Source organism: uncultured Sanguibacteroides sp., assembly GCF_900543425.1.
Taxonomy (GTDB): domain Bacteria; phylum Bacteroidota; class Bacteroidia; order Bacteroidales; family Marinifilaceae; genus Gabonibacter.
The window spans coordinates 91,392-114,791 of record NZ_UQRQ01000004.1 but is presented as its reverse complement, the minus strand read 5'-3'; the positions used below and the strand labels follow the sequence as shown (position 1 = coordinate 114,791).

Sequence of the window (23,400 nt, the reverse complement as noted above, 5' to 3'; positions counted from 1 at the left end):
AATTATTTAAGTATGAGCAAACTAAAACTTTACGTGTGCATGTTCTTTCTGGCAGGAGTCTTTTTACTCTCTTCCTGCCGGGATGACGAAGAAGAGATCATCCCTTCGGTCATCACTCAGGTGATTCCGAGCGATTCAGTCTCAGGTTCGGGTCCTATTAAAGGATTCTTTCTATTGAATGAAGGAAATATGGGTAGTAATAAAGCGACGTTGGATTATCTCGATTATACGACCGGAAAATACCATAAGAATATTTTTCCGGAAAGGAATCCTTCCGTGGTAAAAGAACTCGGGGATGTCGGTAATGATATTCAAATTTACGGTAACAAATTATACGCGGTTATCAATGCTTCCAATATGGTAGAGGTCATGGATGTTAACACGGCCAAACACATCGGGACCGTTTCTATCCCGAACTGCCGTTATATCATTTTTGACAAAGGATATGCTTACGTGAGCTCCTATGCCGGGAAAATAGAAATAGACCCCAACGCCCGATTGGGATATGTCGCCAAAATAGATACGGCCACCTTGCAAATACTCGATTCCTGTACCGTGGGCTACCAACCCGAGGAGATGGTCATAGCAGGAAATAAACTTTACGTGGCAAACTCCGGAGGATATCGTGTTCCCAAGTACGATAATACCGTTTCAGTCATCGACCTGAATAACTTTAAAGAGATAAAAAAAATTACGGTAGCCATTAATCTTCACCGGATGAAAATCGACCGGAACGCCAATATTTACGTTACCTCCCGGGGAGACTATAAAAATATACACTCCAACACCTATGTCATCGACCCCAGAAAAGACATCGTGACAGACATCCTGAATTTTCCGGCAAGCCAACTTTACCTCTGCGGTGATTCGCTTTATGCCTACAGTTCCGAGTACAGCAAGATTACCCAGAAATATACCATTACGTATGCCATATACGATACCCGAAAGAAACGAATTGTAACCAGGAATTTTATCACGGACGGAACGGAGAAATCCATAGAGATTCCTTACGCTCTGGCGGTAAATCCCCAAACCAAAGAAATATACATTTCGGACGCCAAAGATTACATCACTCCGGGGACTCTGTATTGTTTTACTCCAGACGGTAAGAAAAAATGGGAAGTAACTACGGGAGATATTCCGGCACATATCGTTTTTACAACAAAACCTTTAAAAGATTTAAAATAAAAAATCGGTTATTATGAAAAAGCTAAAAATCCTATATATTATCTTATCATGGAGTATTTTTACCGGACTATTCCATGCCTGCTCCGATGACGATAAAGTAAATATCGGCGCACCCAATCTGACCTTCAATAGTGAAAACGGAGAGTATCGTGTCAAGATCGGGAAAGAGGTTGTGTTGAAAGCACAGATCAAAGATGCCGTAAATCCTATTTACTCCTGGAAGTTAGACGGACAAATCGTCTCCACGGACACCACCTTTTTATTCAGCGGCAAACAGGCCGGAGAATATTTTGTTAATTTCCGGTTAGACGCGGATAACGGAAGTGTCGAGGAGCAGGTAAAAGTCTCCGTGGTAGACAAAGCCCTTCCGGAGATCTCCTTCGAAGGTTCTTTTGCCCCGTTTACCGGGATAGATTGCCCGATTGCCCCCACGGTAGCCAATAGTGAAGGAGCCAGCTATTCCTGGCGAATAGACGGAAAAATCGCCGGTACTGACAGCGTACTAATTTTTAACCAACTGGAGTCCGGTGAATACCAACTGGCCTTGACCGTGAAAAACGAAGACGGTGAAGCTGTATACATGACCAAGGTTATGGTTCTCGAAGTTATCCAAGCCCAATTGATCTTTAGTGACGGACATTACCGTTTACCTTCAGACAATAGGATTCCCGGTTTCACGGTTCCGTTAGGCAGAAAATTAGTCATGGCCCCGACGACATTCGGGATCTCCGGTAATGCCGTTTACGAATGGAGTGTGGACGGAACCGTACAAAGCGAAAAATCCGCATTTTTCACTTTCGAGCCGACACAACAAAAGACCTATCGCTTAAAAGTGTCGGTCAAAGAGGGAACTGAAACCGTATACGCGGAAGCTGATGTAACCTGCACGGAACCGGAAGAGACTCATCGTAGAGCTATCATCAACGAAAGCTCCGCAAAAGTATCGGATATTTTCGAATATATTCCGGCCCCGAATCAATTCAATTCATACCAGACCGGTTCTACTGCCGCCCAAGCTTTAAACGATGCCCGTTCTATTCTTACCAACGAGAGTTATACCTTCCTCGGTGCTTACGGGGGATATATCGTTATGGGCTTCGACCACAGTGTGGAAAACAAGACGGGAGAATACGATCTACAGATAAAAGGCAACGCTTTTTCCGGTAATTCGGAACCGGCCATCGTGTGGGTAATGCAGGATGAAAACGGAGACGGACTACCGAACGACACCTGGTACGAACTGAAAGGAAGCGCCACCCCGGAACAAACCACCCGCCAATACGCCATAACCTACTATAAACCGAAAGAGGCTCATGCCAACGTGATCTGGGTCGACAACGAAGGAAAAACCGGAAGCGTGGATATCAATATCTACCACTCTCAAGATTATTATTTCCCGATGTTTATCCAGGGGAACAGCTATACCCTATTCGGGACTAAATTGGCCGCTCAGACCGAGGATGTCGGAGGAATATGGAAACATCAGGATTATGAATGGGGATACGTGGACAATTATGGGACAAACAAGGATTGTTTTGATATCGACAATGCCGTTCAACGAGACGGAACTCCTGTAAAATTAAAATACATTGATTTCGTTATGGTACAAACCGCAGTAAGTTCCAAGGCAGAAAATATCGGGGAGTTGTCCACAGAATGCTGTGCCGCTTACGATTATCATTTAATGGATAAATAATTATTCAAATAAGAATTATGAAAAAATACAATATAACCCTTTATATCCTCACTCTCTTTCTTTTTTTAGGAACAATGGGATGTAACGATGAAGACGATCCTTTTACCGGAACCGATAATTACGTGACCTCTTTCACGCTGACCCAAGGTAGCAATACGCTGGAAGCCGAACTGGTGAATGACAGTATTATTATAATCGCCCCGGCCACCCTCACTTTACAGGGAGCCAAAGCAAAGGTGAAATTAAGTGAAAACGCCCGGATAACTCCTTCCCCGGAAGAAATTACCAAATGGGACGAAGAGATGCTTTTTAAAATAAATGCTAAAAACGGAGCACAAAAAAGTTACTTCTATATCGTCAAAAGAGAACAAAATACGCGGGAGGGAAGTATACAACTCTCTACTCAAGAAGAGGTAGATGCCTTCGGAGTTAGCGGAATCACAGCCATTAATGGAAATCTGATTATTGCCCGGACCTCCGGCGAAGATTCGATTACCTCCCTGGCCCCGTTACACAATCTCCGGGAAATTCATTACGATTTGATTATAAATAACCGGTACACGGGAAAAGATCTATTGGGATTAGAAAATCTTAAAAAAGTGGGAGGAATCTCTATTCAGGCCGGTAAAAACCTACAACAGATTGAATTTCCTAATTTACTTTCGGTGGGAAAAGATTTTACGGTCAACAATATGACGGTAGAAGAGATTATGTGTCCCCAATTAAACCATATCGGGCGAGACCTGAATATAACCGGAAATCTCGCTGAGATCCAATTCCCTGCCTTGGAAGAGGTGGAAGGGAATTTAAACTGCTCTTCTAAATCAGGCAATATTGCCCTTATTCCGACGATCTACTTCCCTAATTTAGCACAAATCGGAGGAACTTTCTCGGTTGAATACTTAGAGAAAACAGAACGAATCGACCTTCCCGTTTTGGAGAGTTGCGGTGGTATCTCCATTTTTGCCAAGACCTCAAAAGCAATCCTGAAAGTACTGAACACACCTATTTTAAAAGAGATTACCGGAAAATTAGAAATCAAATATTGTCAAATCATCGAACTGGAAATGCCCAAATTAGAGCGGGTAACAGAGATCAACCTGAATAATAACTCCATTAGTTCGTGTAAATTCCCTGCACTTCATGAAGTGACCGGTAATTTAACCCTGGATAATTTATCCAAGCTGGATAATTTGGAAGGATTTTCCGCCTTATCTTCTGTCGGAGGTATATTCACTATTCAAACCATTGCAAATCTGGAGAAATTCGAAGCCCCGGCATCATTGAAAAAAATCAATGAACTGAAGTTGTCTAACTTGAATAATGTAAACGATATCCAGATCAAAGGTTTGGAGATTATGACACTCAATTTGACAAACGGAACCTTATCGAATACAAAAGTGATCGGAGACAAAATATTTAACGGAATTCTCCGATTGGAATGTACCTCGTCCGTTTCCCAAACCGACAATCTTTTCCCGGCGTTGGAAGGAATAGAAGAGGTCGGAGGCTTAGATTTAAACGGATCCCGTTTATATAACATTGACGCACGAGGAATAAAGAAAGTAAACGGAGATCTTATCACAAATACGAGTGTCTTTAAAACATTAAAATTTCCGGACTTGACAGAGATTACCGGAAACTTTACCCTAAAATCAAGCATGACCTCTTTGACCGAATTTGACGTACCTCTTCTTAAGAAGGTCGGTATCGATTTATATATCAACAATTTCTCTAAAAACTTTGCCTTGAGAATGCCGGCCCTGACAACAGTCGGCGGGAATATGACCATTTCAACGGCCGACTACAGTAACTCCTTCGCCTCTATCGATATGCCGGCTCTGACAAGCATCGGGAATAAACTGACTCTGAATACGAGCAGCAGTTATTATACCAATAAAGCGTTAACCGACCTAAACGGATTCTCCACCCTTACAAGCGTAAAGGAAGTAGAGATTACCAATCAGTCAGCATTGGAGTCTTATTTAGGTCTCCGACAGGCGATTTCGGGAATTACTGTTTTTAAAACGGATAAAAACAAATACAATCCGACGCTCGAGATGCTACAAAACGGTCAATGGACGGAGTCCGGTCAAAATTAAAGTTTAATATTAAAGAGAATACGATATGCAATTGCTATTTATAAAAAGAACCATACTCTTCTCGCTACTCTCGCTCCTTGTGATGAGTTGTAACGATGACGAAAGCGATTTTACAGGAGGGGATAACTACATAACCTCTTTCCGGTTGAAACAAGGAGAGAGTTCTCTGCACACGATCATTCACGGGGACAGCATCAAATTAATCGTTCCCGAAAACTTCACGTTCGACGGGATTTCCGCCACGATCGGTACGAGCGAAAACGCCACACTCTCTCCGGATCCTTCGGAGGTAAAAAAATGGGATAACAAACAAATCTTTACGGTTACCTCGTATAACGGAAGTAACCGGACTTATACCTATATCGTGGAGAAAAGATGTATTGCCCACGAAGGCAATATCGTATTGGCCACGCAAGCCGATCTGGAGGCTTTCGCCGCACAGGATGTAAACGAAGTAAACGGTAGCCTGACCATCGGACAGACGGAGGGGGAAGAAACAATTACCACCCTCGCACCTTTGGCCAAACTACGAAAAGTAAAATATGACCTGGTTATTAACCCAACTTACGAGGGAACGAAGCTGGAAGGTTTAGAAAATCTGGAATGTGTCGGAGCCCTGCAAATCAATAAAGGCTCTAACTTGGAAGAACTCTCTCTGCCGAAATTAAAAGAGATCGCCCAGACTCTGTACGTGGATTACAACCAAAGTAAAATCGTAACCATCGATTTTCCGGAATTAACTTCCATCGGAGGTGCCGTAACGTTAAAATCGATCTCTTTCTTAGAAAAACTTTCCGCTCCAAAGGTGAAAAGGATATGGGGGAATTTAGACCTATCTTCCAATAGTAAATTACTGGAGCTCGAGCTCTCCTCGTTAAAAGAAATCGATGGAGAATTGAATCTTTCAAGAGTAAGCACAATCACAAATATGGACGGATTCAAAGCTTTGGAATCTATCGGGGGTAAATTAACCCTGGAATATTTATCGGCAACAGAAAACCTGGACGGATTTAAAGCTCTATCCTATGTAGGAGGAGACTGTTATCTGTACCAAATTCCGTCGATAGGCAACCTAAAAGGGTTCTCTTCCCTTCAGGAGGTAGGAGGGACCCTTACGATCATGTCTGTTCCGTTCGAATATCTCTCAGATTTTGCCTCGCTGAAAAAAGTACCCAAGTTAGCGATCAAATACAACGATATACTAAAGGAAGTAAATATTTCAAATATAGAAAACCTCACAACAATAGAATTTGAGAACATTAAAAATCAGGCAACCCTTACCGGCAAAGCCGTCTTCCCGGGATATATCAATGTTTCGACGGCCAATATCCTTATATCTGGTATTAAGGAAGTCGATCAATTGAGGTACTATATCAATATACCGGATCAGGACAGAACTTTGGATATTGAAAAAGTAAACGGAGATTTCACTTTACTCGTTTACGGTATTGCAAGAAGTATGAATTTACCCCAGTTAACGGAAATCGGAGGACACTTCGATATCCAGATACAAAATAAAATAACGCTCGATCTATCCGCCTTAAAAAAGTTAGGAAGCATCAAAGCCGAGGGCGTTAACGTGGACATTCTGGCATTTCCGGCATTGGAAACGGTAGAAGGCGATTTCTACATCTGCACGGCCAATTACCAGAGCAACATGTCCGACGTTCAAGCTCCCAACCTGCAAAGCGTAGGCGGAATGTTTGCATTACGCGGTTTCAGTTCATACTACACGAATAAAAATATAACCGACCTGAACGGTTTTACTTCTTTAAAAAACGTGGGTAGTGTAAAAATCCAGTACAATGAAAAACTGACCTCATTTAAAGGAATAAAAGGAGTTATTCCTACCCTATCCGAAGGGAAATGGGAAGTTTCCGATAATGAATATAACCCGACTTACCGGGATATGGTAAACGGCTTGTGGAACCCATAAAACTATATACAGCCGGAAAAGTTGACTTTTCCGGCTGTATCTTCATCTTAAAATTTTATATTCTCGCATCTATGAAAATTTATATTTTTCTCATCGGTTTTCTTATTTTCTGTTCTTCCTGTAAAAACAAACCTTCCGGTTCAAATGCGACAGGCTCTCCAATTCCTTTGAAACATACCGAAAATCTACGACTCACATCCTATAAAGATTACACGATCGCCCGATTACGAAATCCATGGGACACGACCCAAACACTACATACCTATATACTCGTTTCAAAAAAGAAAGAGGTTCCGGCCAATCTCCCGGAAGGAACGGTCGTAAAGATCCCTTTATCCAAAGCGATCGTATATTCCTCCGTTCATTGTAGCCTGATCCGAGAAATGAACGCAATAAACAGTATTGCCGGGGTCTGCGATATCGAGTACATTAAATTACCTGAAATACAGGAGGGATGCTCCTCCGGAAAAATCTCAAATTTAGGAAGCAGCCTGAATCCGGATATAGAAAAAATCATAGATGTTCATCCGGATGCCATTTTACTCTCTCCGTTCGAAAACAGCGGCGGTTACGGAAGAATTGAAAAGCTAAACGTACCGATTATCGAATGTGCCGATTACATGGAGACTTCTCCTTTAGGGCGGGCAGAATGGATGCGTTTTTACGGGTTACTATTCGGGCAGGCGGCAACAGCCGACTCTCTCTTTTCATCCGTTGAAAAAGAGTATAACCAACTGCGCCAACTGGCCCGGGATGTACCGTCAAAACCCTCCGTTATCAGCGAGTTAAAAAGCGGATCGGCCTGGTACGTGCCGGGTGGAAAAAGTACGATGGGGCAATTGTATTCGGATGCCGGAGCTCGTTATCTATGGAGCGACGACCCCCGGAGCGGATCTATTCCCCTTGCCTTCGAAGTCGTTTTCGACAAAGGACACGATGCTGATTTCTGGTTGATAAAATACAATCAGACGACAGACAAAACCCTCCGCGAATTAAAATCGGACTACGCTCCATATGCAAGATTCAAAGCTTTTCAAGAAGAAAATATTTACGGATGCAACACGGGTAAAGTCGCCTTTTATGAAGAATCTCCTTTTCATCCGGAATTGTTATTAAAAGACCTGATTTCCATTTTTCATCCGGAACTAATAAAAAATTATCATCCGCATTATTTTCAAAAACTGACAGAATGAACATCCAGCTTCCAACATCTTCCGGTCAAAGATTCGGTTTACTACTCGTAGGAGTTATCATCATATTGCTGTACTGCAATCTGATTATAGGTTCCGTACACATACCAGTCGGTGCTGTCTGGGACATATTGTGCGGCCGGGAAGTTGAAAAAAACAGTTGGACGTTTATTATCTGGGAATCACGGATTCCCCAAAGCATAACCGCATTATTATGCGGTTCGGCATTGGCAGCCTCCGGTTTAATGTTACAAACCGCCTTTAACAACCCTTTAGCCGGTCCCTCTATTTTGGGTATCACTACCGGTTCCAGCTTAGGTGTGGCACTCGTCATGCTACTGGGAGGAGGAGTTATTTCGGCAGGTGTTTTCAGTCTATCCGGTTTTTTGGCAGTTATCCTCGGAGCGTTTATCGGTTCCATGTTGGTCATGGGGTTGATCTTGTTTTTTTCTACTCTGACAAAAAGTAATATCATGCTGTTGATCATCGGAATCATGATCGGCTATATCGCCTCTTCCCTCATTGCCCTGCTTAATTTCTTCGCCACGGCAGAAGGTGTCCACTCCTATATTATATGGGGAATGGGAAATTTCGGCGGTGTATCCATGGAACAATTACCCTTCTTTTCCATTACCTGCCTTCTCGGACTACTTCTTTCATTATCGTTGATAAAACCTTTGAACGCTCTTTTGTTGGGTACGCGATATGCCGAAAACTTAGGCATCAACATCCGACAAGTTCGCAATTTGCTACTTGTCGCCACCGGATTACTAACAGCCATTACAACCGCTTTTTGCGGACCTATTGCTTTTATCGGATTGGCGGTACCCCATGTTGCCCGTCTGCTGTTGGGAACTTCAAATCACAACTCCCTTCTTCCGAACACGATGCTTTTGGGAGGAGCCATTGCCTTATTGTGTAATCTGATATGTGTATTACCGGGAGAATCAGGTATCATTCCCCTAAATGCCGTAACACCCGTATTGGGAGCACCTGTAATTATCTATGTCATTATTAAGCAACGCAAGATTCAATATTTTAACTGAATATGAAAGCAACTCCCGTCGTCCAAGCTCAAAACCTAACCATCGGGTATAAAAAAGGTCGAAAAGAGACAATTAAAGTTCAGGAACACCTCTCTTTCGAACTATACCCGGGGGAACTCGTTTGCCTTTTGGGACCTAACGGTGCCGGTAAATCAACTTTATTGCGTACTCTCTCCGCGTTTCAACTCCCATTAGCCGGGGCATTGCGATTCGAGGGTAAACCCCTATCCGACTACTCGGAAAAAGAGCGTTCCCGAAAAATAGGAGTCGTACTCACGGACCGTACCCAAGCCGGAGGATTAACCGTCTATGAATTGGTTTCATTAGGACGACAACCCCATACCGGATTTTTCGGTCGACTCGATCAAAACGATCACAAAATTGTCAAAGAGGCTATTCTTGCGGTGGGAATACAGAACAAATCCAATAACTATATAGCCGAATTATCCGATGGCGAACGTCAGAAAGCAATGATTTCCAAAGCATTGGTACAAGAATGCCCCGTGATCTTTTTGGATGAACCTACCGCCTTTCTGGATGTAACGAGTCGTATCGAAATCATGCAACTCCTGCATACCATCGCCCGTCAACAAAAGAAAACAATTTTATTATCCACTCATGATATAGAACAGGCTCTTATCCTGGCAGATCGTTTATGGTTGCTTTCCAGAACAAAAGGATTGGATTGCGGGGTAACGGAAGACCTGATTTTCAATGATAGCATGGACACCTTATTCGATCGGGAAAAAATAAAATTCGACCGTAACCAGGGAACTTACTACCCTCCCATACGAGGAGAACACCACATCATTGTAGAGGCGGAAGATTCCACCCTAAAACATTGGGCGACCAATGCTCTAAACAGGAACCATTATATCTGCCTGTCAAGTCACACCGCTCCGTCTTCTCATCCGGTATTAAAAATAAAAACGGCTCAGGACATGACTCTCCTCCTAAAAAATAAACAGGAAATTCCCATACACTCTTTTGCCGACCTAATTGAATCCTTAAAATTACTACCGTAACCGACCATTTAATACATAAAAACGACAAATTTCTAACCCGGCACTCGTACCAGAACAATACACGTTGGTTTTCAGGTTTACAAAAACTTAATCATCGCCTGATTCACACTCTTCAGGAATAAAAGAGGATGTGAATTTTCATTTTCCTTCCCGAAGCTTTCCCATACTTGCAAAAAATTTATCTTTGTAAGATCAATTAAACGAAACCTCCGAAAGAAACATCGGGTATAACCCGGATAATATCGAACTCATGAAGGAAAGTCTATTTATTCCATTATTATTGACCTTGTTTGCAGGATTAGCAACCGGTATCGGTAGTTTAATCGCTTTTTTCACCCATCACACGAACAAACGTTTTCTTTCGTTCTCGTTGGGATTATCCGCCGGCGTGATGATATATGTCTCTTTTGTAGAGATTTTTCAACAGGCAGAATCTTCCCTCACTGCCGAATTAGGTTCAAAATACGGCATGACGGCAACGGTTCTCTGCTTTTTTGCAGGGATGTTACTGATCGGGGTTATCGATCGTCTGGTTCCCTCTTTCGAGAATCCTCACGAAGTTCGTTCCGTCGAAAGCATGGATACTCCCCCTCCCAAGGATACAAAATTGATGCGAATGGGGCTGATGACGGCTTTAGCCATCGGCATCCACAACTTTCCGGAAGGCATTGCCACCTTTACGGCTGCCGTGGAAAGTCCGACTCTGGGAATTGCCATCGCCGTCGCTATCGCCATCCACAACATTCCGGAGGGTATCGCCGTTTCGGTCCCTATCTATCATGCAACCGGAGATCGTAAAAAGGCATTTCGTTATTCCCTCTTATCCGGTCTGGCCGAACCGATCGGCGCTCTTTTAGCTTATTTAGTACTTATGCCTTTTATGTCACCCATCCTCATGGGATGCATCTTTGCGGCCGTCGCAGGCATTATGGTCTTCATCTCCATTGACGAACTACTCCCTGCCGCCCGGGAATACGGAGAACACCATATCTCCATCTACGGACTTATCTCCGGGATGGGTATCATGGCTTTAAGTTTAATTTTACTGGCATAACCTGACGGATATGGAACATACACATGAACATCATCACCATGAAATTACCTCCCTAAACAAAGCTTTTATCATAGGGATCACGTTAAACATGGCCTTCGTGGTCGTCGAATTCGTCGCCGGATTCTGGTTTAATTCCCTGGGACTGCTCTCGGATGCAGGGCACAACTTAAGCGATGTTTTCAGCCTTGTATTGGCCATGCTGGCTTTCCGGCTATCCCGTGTACAAGCCAATACCAAATACACGTACGGCTACAAAAAGAGCACGGTTCTGGCCTCCCTTCTAAATGCCGTCATCCTGCTGATTGCCGTAGGTTTTATCCTGGGAGAAAGCATCAACAAATTATTCCATCCCCAACCGGTTGACGGGGACGCCGTCGCCTGGGTAGCCGGAGTAGGGGTTATCATCAACGGGATAACAGCTTGGCTGTTTATGAAAGATAAGGAAAAAGACTTGAACGTCAAGGGAGCTTATTTACATATGGCCGCAGATGCCTTGGTCTCGGTCGGAGTTGTCGTTTCCGGACTGATCATCGCCCGTACCGGATGGGACGTGATCGATCCGCTTATCGGAATCGGAATTGCCGCAATCATTATTTATTCCACGTGGGGACTTTTACGAGACAGTATTCGTTTATCCCTGGACGGGGTTCCCGTCGGAACAAACTACAAGCAGGTCGAAGAAACCATTGCTTCTGCCAATGGAGTAAAAGGATTTCATCACCTGCACATCTGGGCTTTAAGTACTACAGAAACCGCTCTTACCGTACACGTCATCATCGATGATATGTCCCGAATGGAAACCATAAAATGTAACCTAAAACACGAATTGGAACATATCGGCATTGTTCATGCCACGTTGGAATTTGAAGAGCCGGGAGCCCATTGTAAGGATTGCCATAAAGAATATTCAGACTGAATTATTTTCCAAAAATGAAAACTTTATCACAAATACATTAGACGAAGTTTCCCAAAAATATACATAACAATATCTATATAAGCATATTAATAAAATACTTTATATAGAATTATTGTTAAAAACAAAAATTAATATACACCTTGTACTAATTATATTTATTTTCGTCATGCATTCGGTTCACGTTTGTGATCAATAGGGAACCCGGTGAAAATCCGGGACTATACCCGTAGCTGTAAGCTTTTCTATTTTTCGATCAAGGAATCCACTGTCGAGTAACCGATGGGAAGGAGATCGAAAAAAGCGAGTCAGAAGACCTGCCGATTGCGATATATCCGTAACTTTCGGGTGAAAAGTGAGGAGAAAGCTTGCCAGCCAAACTATTCTCATTCTACCCAAGGTTATAGTAAATTTATTTATTCATTACTAAAACCTTTAAAAATGAACGAAAACAGCTCTTTTTCAAAAATTGTAAAACGCAACGGGGAGATTTGCGATTTTAAAGCGGAAAAAATCGAACAAGCGATCTTCAAAGCGATGCGAGCCACGGGAAATCCTCATCGTAAAACAGCACATAACCTTTGCAACAAGGTAATTGAAATTCTAAAATCCAACACCCCGGAAGGAATCATTCCCCACGTGGAGATCGTACAAGATACGGTAGAATTGGTTCTTTTCCAACACGGAGATTTCCACTTGTTGAAAATTTACCTGCTCTACCGGAAGCAACATGAACAGATCCGGAATTCCAAGGTATTGCTTACCAATATCGAAGTAATGGACAATTACCTGACGTTAAAGCGCTAATTCGTCCTATTTCTTTACAAGGATTAAATCAACATATTTCCACCCAGGTCACTTTAAAACAAAGTCTGATTGACTGGGAAGGAAGAGTGACAGCCGTTATATTCACCCAGGGATGCAATTTCCGGTGTGGTTATTGTCACAATCCCTCTCTTGTCTTACCGGAACTTTTTAGTCAAAATCAGAAATGGACGGAAACGGAACTATTTTCGTTTCTGTCCAAACGCCAACAATGGCTGGACGGGATTGTTATCTCCGGAGGTGAACCGACCCTTCAACCGGATCTCCTTCCGTTCATCCGGGAAATAAAAAGATTAGGGTTTGCCATAAAACTGGACACGAACGGCACCCATCCCGTTCTACTCCGGGAACTCATTACCGGAAATTGGATCGATGCCGTCGCCATGGATATCAAATCCGCGTTAACATTAACCGCCTACCGGAAAATAAGCCCGAACATGACTTCCGGATTATTGGAAAAAATACAGGAATCCATTCGTACGATCCGGGCCTCAGGCATAGAGTATCTTTTCCGGACAACCGTCATTCCCGGGTTACAAACAGAAGAAGAGCTGGCAGCTATAAAAGAAGAATTCAAAAAAGACCCTTTTCTTTTACAAGAGTTTCGGAACGGAGACATTTTAAAAAACTACTCATTGCAATTGGACTCCTAACTTTCTGAAATTCTTATGCAAACCGAAAAGTACCAGAATATCCCTTCTTTCAAGGATCAGCTCATCGGTCAGGTCAGAAAGAACCGTAGGTTTATCCTCCTTCTCCTGTAAACGCTTTAAAGTGATTAATTTCAGCCCGAATTCCCGTTCGAAATCGACATCTCCCAATTTGCGCCCGACGAATCCGGCAGGGACTTCCCATTCGATAATTACATGATCTATATCCACCACATAAGAATCTATCGTTGTCGCTAACTCTACTTTCAAGGCAAAAAAATCGGCATATTCCCATTCCGGATTGATAATCTCCGTGATCCCCATAGTTTCCAGAATCGTCTTATGCACATCCGATATGGCCCTGGCAACGATACGTTTGACCGCAAATTGTTTTAAAAGAGCCAATACATATAACGAGGTACCGAAATCTTTACCAATAACCACAAACACGATATCCACGTCTTTCAGGGGCAAAGACCCCAAGGCTTGCTCACTCCGGACGTCCAGGGCGATGGTCGTTGTAATGGTATCCTTGTATTGATTGACTTTACTCAAATCGTAATCCACCCCGATGACCTCATGTCCCAAGGCTGTCAGCCGCTGGGATAAAGCCACGCCAAAATGTCCTAAACCGATAACAATACACTTCATATCATTCAAAAATTAATTTCATTATAAAATGACCGTATCATCAGCATACCTGTAAAGTTTTTCTTCCCGCTGCCTGATCACTCCCGACAATAGCGTGATCAACCCTACCCTTCCCACAAACATGGTAAGACTGATGATAATTTTTCCCGCATCACTCATGTTCGGAGTAAAATCCAATGTCAACCCTACCGTCCCCAATGCGGAAAACACCTCAAACACAATCTGAACGAACCGTCCCTGAGGCTCCAAAATCAAAAGCAACATAACTGCCAAGGCCGTCCAAGCCAAAGACAGGAAAATAATTGCCTGAGCCCGGTTTACGTTCAATCGGGTCAACTGTCTTTTGCCGATCTCCACCCGGTCCTCTCCCCGGAGAATAGCTATCATATTCTTTAAAGCAATGACAAACGTCGTCGTTTTTATTCCTCCTCCCGTCGACATCGGAGAAGCCCCGATCCACATCAATAAAATGAATAAAAATACAGTAGCCTGATGTAATGCAGACATATCCACATTATTAAAACCCGCGGTACGGGGAGTTACGGAAGCCATAAAAGAAGTCGCCAATTTCCCTTGCCAGGAAAGACCTTCCAGAACGTTATTATTCTCAAAACACCAGAAGAACAACATTCCCAGCACTAACAGAATCAGGGTAGTCGGTAACACGATTCGGGTGGTCGTACTCACAATATGAGCCCTGTATTTTACCTTACGTTTTCCATGAAACAAATACACCAAAAAACAGCGTATTTTATATTTAAAATAACTTCCGTAATTAAACAGAATAGGAAAACCCAAGCCACCAAAAACAATCAGAAGCCCCAACCAAATCTGCAACCCGTAAATATTCCGAACCAGGGGATCATACAAATTCCCGGGCAAGGTAGAAAAACCAGCGTTACAAAACGCCGAAACGGCATGGAAGAGCGAAAAAAAGAACTTATCCTGAATTCCTTCCACATCCTGAATTTGCAGATAGACTATATACACCCCGACAGCCTCGATCAATAAAGTTGTCGTCACCGTGTACAACAAGGTTCTGAAAATATTATTCAAAGAAGATTCATTCAATAAATTCTTGAGTGCCAATTGATCCCGGAAGGTTGTTTTCCCCAGAAACGACATGGCGAAAAAACTGGTAAACGTCATGACCCCGATTCCTCCTAACTGAATCAACAATAAAAGGATGACATCCCCTGTCGGCGTAAATACTTTTGCCGTTTCCAACACCGTCAATCCCGTTACACATACTGCACTCGTTGCCGTAAAGAGCGCATCTACAAAACTGATTTTCTCGTAAGTCGCCGTAGGCAGTTTCAGCAAAAAAGTCCCTATCAGTATTAGCATCAGAAAACTGATAACAAACATCATTTCGGGACGAACATTACTTTTAAGCACAACAAAAAATTCTTTTGAAAGATAAATCGTGCTCAAAATCAGAACGACCGTATAGGTCGCAATTCGATTTAAACGATACAATACCGGATTTCGTTCGATCACTTCAGGAATAGAAAACTGATATTCGGCAACAATCAAACCGAATAAAATAATCAAAAAAATGACCTCCAACCAGAAACCTTTTTCTTCCCGCAATAACTTAAAATTAAGGAGGAACCGGATGGTAAGAAAAATAAAAAAGAGATTGGTTATCCCTTTGTACATGCTATAAATTTCCTCCTGATACGCCGAAGCTCCCTTAAAACCAAATTTATAGACGACTAAAAAGACCGCCACAAAAGAAGCCAGAAACAATACGACACGCCCTGCTCCTTCTAAAATCGTTTTTGTTATCCGGTAAAATTTCCGAAACTGATATTGTATTTCTGTTGAAAACATAACTTCTATTTTCAGAAAGGATAAACGTTATTAAAATCTCTTTAGTTTCATTTTTTTCTGCAAAATCCGCTCCTATGCTTCCAAATGTAAACATTTGTTTCGATATCACCAAACATATTCAAGAGACCACTTTATTGTAAATAATAAAACATAAATTACAACATTTATATTCTTGCTTGTCTAATAAATCATTATATTTGTCAATAAACACAGATTTAGCACCTATTCGTATGATTTCCGCAATAATTTTTGATTTAGGAGATACTTTGATCCATCAAAGAATAGATGATCAGGAGACTTTAGACCAAATGGACTTAACATTACAGGATCATGCTCGAGAAATTTTAGATTATCTGTTCAAACATTATCGTTTAAATATTCTCAGTAACACAGAAACGACCACCTCCCTACAATTACGACAAGCATTGAAAAAAATGGACATAGATCACTTTTTCGAACATGTACTCACCTCCGTTGATATAGGAATCAAAAAACCGGCTCCATTAATGTTTGAAACTATGTTAAATCACCTAAAATGTACCCCCGAATCGGTCATTATGGTAGGAAACGACATAAACGGAGACATTATGGGAGCTCAAAATATGGGTATAAAGACTGTATTTTACAGTATTGTTCCCTCCGATATAAAAAGATTTCAGGAATCTCGGATACAACCAGATTATATCATTAAAAATCTTATTGACCTCATTAAATTGTCTTCTACATGGAATTAAACAATATATCTGTCGCTGAAATCGTATGGGGTATCTTATGTTTTTTGGGACTATCTGGTCTCCTCTGGTTAGGTAAATATCTTTTAAAGTTTTGGTTTTTCGTAAGAGCAACCAACAAAGTTGGACTGAAAAAGATTTTCGAAATAGCCAATATCGCAGAAGCTGGCAGACCGCATAATCTACCTCATAAACCGACAATTATCGGACGGAAAGTACAAGTAAAAAATCTAAAGCACAAACTTATTACGTCACAAGAGCACATCATCTCTATTGTTGGAGTCGGAGGCATCGGTAAAACGACCCTTACCTGTTGTGCTCTACACCAATTGGTTTCTCAAAACAAATTCAATAAAATCATTTGGATCGACGGAAAAAACGGCAATGTGGATATGAACATTATATACGATACGATCATTGACGTATTTGGCAAAAGCGAATGGCTAAAACTATCATTGGACGAAAAGAAGGTTAAAATTAATAACGAATTATTTCCCAATAACAAATGCCTGATTGTTTTCGACAACTATGAAACAATTCATGATCCTGCTGTTGATTCGTTTATTCGAAATATTCTGGAACCAAACAAAATATTAATTACCAGCAGACACGGGAAATTCGAAGAAACCGGAATTATAAAACTGGAAGGTCTTTCATTACCCGAAACTCTCAAATTGCTTAAGGAAGAGAAATTAGAATTAGATCTGAAAGAGCAAACAATTAAAAATAACATTCAAAAATTGCATCAACTAACAGGAGGTTCTCCTTTTGCTCTAAAAAATATTTGCGGACAAATCCGAAACGGGGCTAATATTTATAATATCCTCCATTATTTAGAACAAGCTCAAGGAGAAATTCATGATTTCATATTCCGCTATTCATTTGACAATTTAGGAGATAATGAAAAAAAAATTGCCTCCTTATTATCTCTTCACTCCTATCCATTGGATCGAGAAGTTATTATTCAAACACTGAAAATCGAACCGCACATATTCAACCAGTGTATTAAAAATCTATCGGAATTTTCATTAATCGATATTATCCACTTAGATAAAATCAATCTAATCACAAAATATAGATGCCACGAACTAACCAAAAGATATTTCAAATCAAAACTTACACCAAAAGATAATGAATCCCTGAACTCTGCAATTACTCAGACCTATATTAATATTATTCAAAAAGATTTATCCGAAAGGATAGATAACTATGACTTTATAAAACACGAACTATATAATATTCTAGAAGCTTGTAACAAAGCTTTCACTACAGATTGGGAAGCCGGTAAGAACTTACTTTTATCAATAAAGTGGTATTTATGGGAAACCGGATTATGGGATCTTAGGAACAAAACTTATATTACATGTTATCATGCCAATTCCTCTATCTCCCTTAATGATCGAATCGTCCTTCTAACAGACATTGCCTGGGTATTTTTCCGGCAAAAAGACGAAGTAAATTTCAAAAAATGGTTTGTTGAACTGACAGAAAAGGAGATTAAAAACTTACCAAATGAAACACTGGGCACTTACTTTAGTGTCTTAGGTATGAGCATGAAAAGAAAAGGAGAAAGAAAAAAATCGGAAGAGTATCTATTAAGGTCATTGACCTACCTTCCTGAAACTTCTCATAACTTATTGGAAAGGATGAGAATTCTCACTTATATAGGTGAACTACACAGGGGGTACGATAATAAAAAAGCAAATGATTATTTTCAACAAACTTACATTTTAGCCACCAAGAATAACTATACCGCCGGAATATGCTGGAGTTTACAGAATATTGCAACGATAGAAATATATAATGGTCAACATCAGCAAGCAATTCTAAGCCTAAAAAGGGGATTAAAAATAGCCGAAAAAATTCATCGTACACATACAATAGCCGAATGCAAATCTTTATTGGCTCAATTGTATCAACAAAAGAATTTTATTCAAAGATTAAAAGCCAAGAAAATAGAACAAGAAGCTCTAGCCATGTTTGAAACACTTGGATTAAAAGAATACGAAATAAACAACATTCATGAATAATAAGGATTTCATAGCAATTATCACCGAACTAACTACCAACCTAATTAAAATTTGGGAATACGGGAAACCTCCTGCACATATGGAAAATTGGGGACCACACTACACGTTTCCAGGAAGCGAACGTCCTGTTTCAATAGGGAAAATAGAAGCGTATTTTTTACACAACATCATCTCTTGCATTCACCCCCTAAATGTTTTCGAAATCGGTACTGGATTCGGTTATTCCAGTTGGTGGATAGGACATGCTATGCGACGGAAAGGATGGTTTGGCAGTATCGATAATTTTTCCGAAGGAAAAATGGAAAAAGAAAGAATAACTTTTATTAAAGAAGCCATCTCAAAATTAGAATTGAAAAAAATCTTATATTTTTATAAAGCAGAATCTCCTTTGGATCTGCCAGCAATTATCCAGAATAGAAAATTAGATGCTATTTTTATTGATGGGCATCATTATGAAAATGCTCCTATCAACGATTTCTCTCATATACTGGAATACACTCACAAAGATTCCACTATTATCATGCATGACGTACAAAAAAAATATACTGTAAATCATGCTCTCGCTTACGCAGAAGAGCACCAATGGTTCGTAAAAAGATATATCACAAGTTGTGGAATCGCCATCTGCTGCCAAAACAAAGATTTTTTTTCTTTATACGACAAAGCTTATAATTTGGCGAATCAATTAATACTTCTTTAATATATTATTTCATAAACACGAAATAGACAGCCAAAACAAGGCAGATGCAAGCTGCCAAATGATTCCATTGAAAGGTAACACCTTTGAAGAATAGCATGGAAAAAATGATAAATATAGTCAATGTGATTACCTCTTGTATCACCTTCAACTGCATCAACGAGAAGGGACCTCCGTTTCCTTCAAAACCGATCCGGTTGGCAGGAACCTGGGCGCAATACTCAAAAAAAGCGATCGCCCATGAAAAAAGGATAACGCCGATAAGCGGCCAATGACTGATTATCTTCGTCTCTTGTAATTTCAAGTGTCCGTACCAGGCAAAGGTCATAAATATGTTAGACACCAAAAGTAATACGATCGTATAAACCCCTTTCATTTTCTTATTATTAACACATTTATATTCTTAACGTATAGATGATAATCCCTCTTAAAGCGACACAAAAATATAAATTTTATTACCTTTGTTGATAATGATTCGGACAAAGTTCATTTTAAATTACCATTTGTCATGAAAGCCAATAAAATTCAAAAAATCGAGATACGGAATGTTTGGGGAAAATACAATTTTCGATGGGAAAATCTCAATCCGGATGTTAACATTCTAACCGGAATCAACGGTAGCGGGAAAACGACCTTTTTCAACGTGATGGATGCGTTGCTGTCCGCAGACGTAAAGAGGTTGCGAAATTACAATATTGAGGCGGAAGTTACCATCGACGATGTTACCGTTCTCTACAATAGACAAACGACGCCCAACGAAATCAAACAAAAACTATCCGGATTCAATTACATGAAGATAAGCACCTTCGATGTTCCATTGAAAGACCGTCGAAAAATGGGAAAAGAAGACAGTCCGCTATTAAGCGAATTAAAAGAGATTGTCTACAGCGTAGGAGAGAACAATGCTTCTTTTTCTGATTACCGGTTAAAAGCGACCAATTTTCCCGATCAAGCGGAAGAGATAAATACCCGAATCCGACATTTTTATGATACGGTCAATCACCTTTTTGCCGGAACGGGGAAGACGATCGAGATCGACCCGATGACCAATCAATTAATCTTTAAAGACGGCAAAGAGACAATCCACCTTTATAAACTCTCTTCCGGAGAAAAGCAACTATTGATTATTTTATTGCGTGTTTTCCTGATGGACGGACAACCTTACGTGTTACTGATGGACGAGCCCGAAATCTCCCTTCACATCGAATGGCAGTACCGATTGTTTGAAGAAATACAAAAACTAAATCCTTATTGTCAAATCATTACATCTACTCATTCGCCCAGTTTATTCGGAGACGGATGGGGAGATAAGCTGGTATTTATTGAAGATCTGATCGTTCAATAATAATCATTGAAAATCACCTTAAGCATTAACTTACATGTTTCCTACTGTCGATATTAATAAAGAGAGATATTATTATCACGCGGCCAAACGCTTTATGATGGATGCACAAATGTTACGCTGTCGAGCCGCCATACATGTTGAAGACAAAGATGATATCCTGTTTTGGAGTAAGATATTTAATCATTTTCGTCCTCGCGACCGTTTCCATTTCATTGCAGGCTCCCGAAACGAGAGAGGAAATGAAACAAAAGGAGTCACTCAATGCTTGAAATACCTGAAATTTTTAGGACCTAAGTTTTTCATCTGTATCGATAGTGATTATCGCTATTTATTACAAGAACGGGAAATGAGTATAAAGCATTTTGTCTTTCAAACCTATACTTATTCTTTCGAAAACCACCATTGTTACGGAAAGGGATTAAACGAGATTTGCCAACGAATCACCACTCTGCCTAATACGCTTTTTGATTTCGACCAATTCATAAAAGCATTTTCCCGTATTATTTACGAACTTTTTTTATGGCATCTCTATTTTCTCGTCGCAGACCCCAAACGTTTTCCGATTTCCGAATTCAACGAATTGATCACACCCCGGTGGAAAGGCCCCCATCCGGATATCCGGCATAACGCCCAACGACTGCTCCAGGAGTTACAACAACGCATCAGGCAGAAAACAAATTATTTACATCGCAGATACCCTAAAGCCGACCTTGACATTCTAAAGGAGAAATACAAAGACTTGGGCCTAACTCCGGAGAATACCTATTTCTTTGTCAGAGGACATAACGTTTATGACCTGATCTACTCTTTAAACAAAGAGGTCTGCAAAAAAGTTTTACGATTAGCCAAGGAATCATCCGGCAAAGAAATTCCAAAAATCAATCTTTTTGGTTATAGAAATAGTATAGACGAGCAACTTAAAAAGAATTTACACTTTGGGGCTTACCCGGCCATTCTGAAAATCGAAGAAGATATCCGGTCACTTTTTAATTAAGTCCGCCAAACGTAAAACGACTCGATCATCCTTTCGTTCTTTCCCTAATTCAAAACGGACAATCACCTCTACCCGTTCTATCCCATCCACCCGTTTCCATCGGGGACCGTTAACGAGCAAACGAATGATTTCATCGTTTGCAGGATAAGAAAACCCATGAGCGATTCGTATATGGGAAGGTACGCCTTTTTGATTGATTTCGAAAGAGAGTCGAATCTCTCCGGTTCTATTCTCCTCTATATCTTCTTTCGGATACTTCAAATTCTTCTCCGCGTAACGATTAAAACGGATGACATTTTCTACCATAAGGGAATCACCCTTATTTTTTTGTACTCCGGGAGCAGCTTCCATCGAACGCACCAGCACAGCCCTCTTCACCCGGTCTTCTTTTTTAATGGTATCCCGAAAAGTATTTTGCCCGACACGATCCACCAGTACATCTTTTTCCTCCGTTGTAGTCGTATCTATTTTTTCCACGTCGGCAATCATAGCCGGCTCCGCGTTTTCAGCCAAAGAATCCGGCTTTATACTTCCCGACAATAAGGCAGGACTCTCTATCTTTTTCGCCGGAACACTATCTTTACCACCCTTGGCTAACAACACCTCCTGAACAGCCTCGTTTGCCGGCCATAAAAAACACAAAGCAATACCCATAACAACAACGACCCCCGCAACGATCCCCCATACCCTTTGCTTGAAGTGACTTCCCTCCGAAGCCCGGTCATCGAGTTGTCGCTCCAGACGTATCAAACCATCGATAGGATCGGAAGTCTGTGACAATCCTTCCATTGCCTCATACAAAAAAGGATCGGACAAAGCATCTTTTTCCAGACGATTAGCCGCCTGGCCTTTTCGATTACTTCGAAGGTACTCTTTTATGTCACTACTCCTTATCATAAACACCAAAACCTTTCCGATTTATGCAAAGCTTCAAATTACGTTTCCCGTTTTGAATAAAACTCTTCACATTCTTAGAAGAAAAACCTGTTCGCATCTCCACTTCCTTATAAGAAAGTTCATCAAAAAAGAAGTGATTAATACAAATCCTCTGTTTCTCAGGTAACTCTTCAATACATTCCTGCAATGCTTTTTCCCGCCCTATATTCCCTCCATCAAATTCAAGATGCAAATCTTCACAGAAATCCATAAATGAAAGATCTAAATTTAAAGATACATTCCATGTTTTTTTCCGCAACTCCATCAGACAATAATTCCTCGTACAGGTATAAAGCCAAGATTTAAACACTTCTATCTTCGTATTTTTAGCCTTTTCCACCGTATTTTCGAACAATTGCATAACAGCATCCTGCGCATCTTCTGTCTTTTTCAGGTATTTTAACGCAACTCCATACACCAAAGGCATATATCTCTTGTAAAGATCGGTCAGATAAATAAGTTTCCCGCTCTTACAATACAGTTGTAAAAGTTCCTCATCGCTTTTATATTTATCTACAGGAGCCACACTTACACACTCTTTTTTACAAATATATG

At 40.8% G+C, this 23,400-nt stretch carries 21 protein-coding genes and 1 riboswitch; of the genes, 16 read left to right on the top strand and 5 right to left on the bottom strand.

From position 1 onward, the window contains the following. Positions 1-12: 12 nt before the first annotated feature. The 11 genes from QZR76_RS03315 to QZR76_RS03265 all read left to right on the top strand — a co-directional run bounded on the left by QZR76_RS03315 (position 13) and on the right by QZR76_RS03265 (position 13,628). Positions 13-1,188, top strand: a complete 1,176-nt coding sequence (locus QZR76_RS03315) for a YncE family protein (RefSeq protein ID WP_294140375.1) — start codon at positions 13-15, stop codon at positions 1,186-1,188. Positions 1,189-1,201: 13 nt separating this feature from the next. Continuing rightward, on the top strand, positions 1,202-2,884 hold the full coding sequence (locus QZR76_RS03310; protein WP_294140374.1) for a PKD-like domain-containing protein: 1,683 nt from the start codon (positions 1,202-1,204) through the stop codon (positions 2,882-2,884). Positions 2,885-2,901: 17 nt separating this feature from the next. Further along, positions 2,902-4,986, top strand: a complete 2,085-nt coding sequence (locus QZR76_RS03305) for a hypothetical protein (protein WP_294140373.1) — start codon at positions 2,902-2,904, stop codon at positions 4,984-4,986. 25 nt (positions 4,987-5,011) lie between these two features. Beyond that, positions 5,012-6,922, top strand: coding sequence for a hypothetical protein (locus QZR76_RS03300; RefSeq protein WP_294140371.1), 1,911 nt, complete (start codon positions 5,012-5,014; stop codon positions 6,920-6,922). A 71-nt stretch (positions 6,923-6,993) separates the two neighbouring features. Further along, positions 6,994-8,115, top strand: a complete 1,122-nt coding sequence (locus tag QZR76_RS03295; protein WP_294140368.1) for an ABC transporter substrate-binding protein — start codon at positions 6,994-6,996, stop codon at positions 8,113-8,115. After that, positions 8,112-9,158, top strand: a complete 1,047-nt coding sequence (locus tag QZR76_RS03290) for an iron ABC transporter permease (protein ID WP_294140366.1) — start codon at positions 8,112-8,114, stop codon at positions 9,156-9,158. Before QZR76_RS03295 ends, QZR76_RS03290 begins: the two co-directional genes overlap by 4 nt. 2 nt (positions 9,159-9,160) lie before the next feature. Then, a complete protein-coding gene (locus QZR76_RS03285; protein WP_294140364.1) occupies positions 9,161-10,183 on the top strand; it encodes an ABC transporter ATP-binding protein in 1,023 nt (340 codons plus the stop codon). Between the two features lie 250 nt (positions 10,184-10,433). Continuing rightward, positions 10,434-11,237, top strand: coding sequence for a zinc transporter ZupT (zupT, locus tag QZR76_RS03280; RefSeq protein WP_294140363.1), 804 nt, complete (start codon positions 10,434-10,436; stop codon positions 11,235-11,237). A gap of 10 nt (positions 11,238-11,247) precedes the next feature. Continuing rightward, complete coding sequence (locus tag QZR76_RS03275; RefSeq protein WP_294140361.1) at positions 11,248-12,153, top strand: cation diffusion facilitator family transporter; 906 nt, start codon at positions 11,248-11,250, stop codon at positions 12,151-12,153. Between the two features lie 156 nt (positions 12,154-12,309). Then, positions 12,310-12,490: riboswitch (cobalamin riboswitch) on the top strand. 101 nt (positions 12,491-12,591) lie between these two features. After that, on the top strand, positions 12,592-12,957 hold the full coding sequence (locus QZR76_RS03270; protein ID WP_294140359.1) for an ATP cone domain-containing protein: 366 nt from the start codon (positions 12,592-12,594) through the stop codon (positions 12,955-12,957). Next, positions 12,906-13,628, top strand: coding sequence for an anaerobic ribonucleoside-triphosphate reductase activating protein (locus tag QZR76_RS03265; RefSeq protein ID WP_363664461.1), 723 nt, complete (start codon positions 12,906-12,908; stop codon positions 13,626-13,628). The genes QZR76_RS03270 and QZR76_RS03265 overlap by 52 nt, the downstream gene beginning before the upstream one ends. On the opposite strand, the gene QZR76_RS03260 is transcribed toward QZR76_RS03265, so the two are convergent. Both QZR76_RS03260 and QZR76_RS03255 read right to left on the bottom strand, forming a co-directional pair. Continuing rightward, entirely contained in the window at positions 13,608-14,276 is a 669-nt protein-coding gene (locus tag QZR76_RS03260; RefSeq protein ID WP_294140358.1) for a TrkA family potassium uptake protein, read from the bottom strand. The two genes, QZR76_RS03265 and QZR76_RS03260, sit on opposite strands and share 21 nt — an antisense overlap. 21 nt (positions 14,277-14,297) lie before the next feature. After that, on the bottom strand, positions 14,298-16,112 hold the full coding sequence (locus tag QZR76_RS03255) for a potassium transporter TrkG (protein WP_294140356.1): 1,815 nt from the start codon (positions 16,110-16,112) through the stop codon (positions 14,298-14,300). Positions 16,113-16,342: 230 nt separating this feature from the next. Between QZR76_RS03255 and QZR76_RS03250 the strand changes: the two genes are divergently transcribed. The 3 genes from QZR76_RS03250 to QZR76_RS03240 are packed head-to-tail and all read left to right on the top strand — an operon-like array spanning position 16,343 to position 19,573. Next, positions 16,343-16,846 (top strand): HAD-IIIA family hydrolase, encoded by a 504-nt coding sequence (locus QZR76_RS03250; protein WP_363664443.1) that lies wholly within the window; start codon positions 16,343-16,345, stop codon positions 16,844-16,846. Continuing rightward, the gene (locus tag QZR76_RS03245) at positions 16,837-18,873 is read left to right on the top strand and encodes a tetratricopeptide repeat protein (protein WP_294140352.1); all 2,037 of its coding nucleotides are present in this window, start codon (positions 16,837-16,839) and stop codon (positions 18,871-18,873) included. The genes QZR76_RS03250 and QZR76_RS03245 overlap by 10 nt, the downstream gene beginning before the upstream one ends. Then, a complete protein-coding gene (locus QZR76_RS03240) occupies positions 18,866-19,573 on the top strand; it encodes a class I SAM-dependent methyltransferase (RefSeq protein ID WP_294140350.1) in 708 nt (235 codons plus the stop codon). Before QZR76_RS03245 ends, QZR76_RS03240 begins: the two co-directional genes overlap by 8 nt. 4 nt (positions 19,574-19,577) lie before the next feature. On the opposite strand, the gene QZR76_RS03235 is transcribed toward QZR76_RS03240, so the two are convergent. Beyond that, positions 19,578-19,946 carry a DMT family protein gene (locus QZR76_RS03235; protein ID WP_294140348.1) on the bottom strand — a complete coding sequence of 123 codons (369 nt, stop codon included), beginning with the start codon at positions 19,944-19,946 and terminating at the stop codon, positions 19,578-19,580. 132 nt (positions 19,947-20,078) lie between these two features. On the opposite strand from QZR76_RS03235, the gene QZR76_RS03230 reads away from it, so the two are divergent. After that, positions 20,079-20,915, top strand: a complete 837-nt coding sequence (locus tag QZR76_RS03230) for an AAA family ATPase (RefSeq protein ID WP_294140346.1) — start codon at positions 20,079-20,081, stop codon at positions 20,913-20,915. A 34-nt stretch (positions 20,916-20,949) separates the two neighbouring features. Continuing rightward, positions 20,950-21,909, top strand: coding sequence for a DUF4435 domain-containing protein (locus tag QZR76_RS03225; protein ID WP_294140345.1), 960 nt, complete (start codon positions 20,950-20,952; stop codon positions 21,907-21,909). On the opposite strand, the gene QZR76_RS03220 is transcribed toward QZR76_RS03225, so the two are convergent. Next, on the bottom strand, positions 21,895-22,806 hold the full coding sequence (locus QZR76_RS03220) for a hypothetical protein (RefSeq protein WP_294140343.1): 912 nt from the start codon (positions 22,804-22,806) through the stop codon (positions 21,895-21,897). The two genes, QZR76_RS03225 and QZR76_RS03220, sit on opposite strands and share 15 nt — an antisense overlap. After that, a complete protein-coding gene (locus QZR76_RS03215) occupies positions 22,793-23,371 on the bottom strand; it encodes a sigma-70 family RNA polymerase sigma factor (protein ID WP_294140341.1) in 579 nt (192 codons plus the stop codon). The genes QZR76_RS03220 and QZR76_RS03215 overlap by 14 nt, the downstream gene beginning before the upstream one ends. Positions 23,372-23,400: the final 29 nt, after the last annotated feature.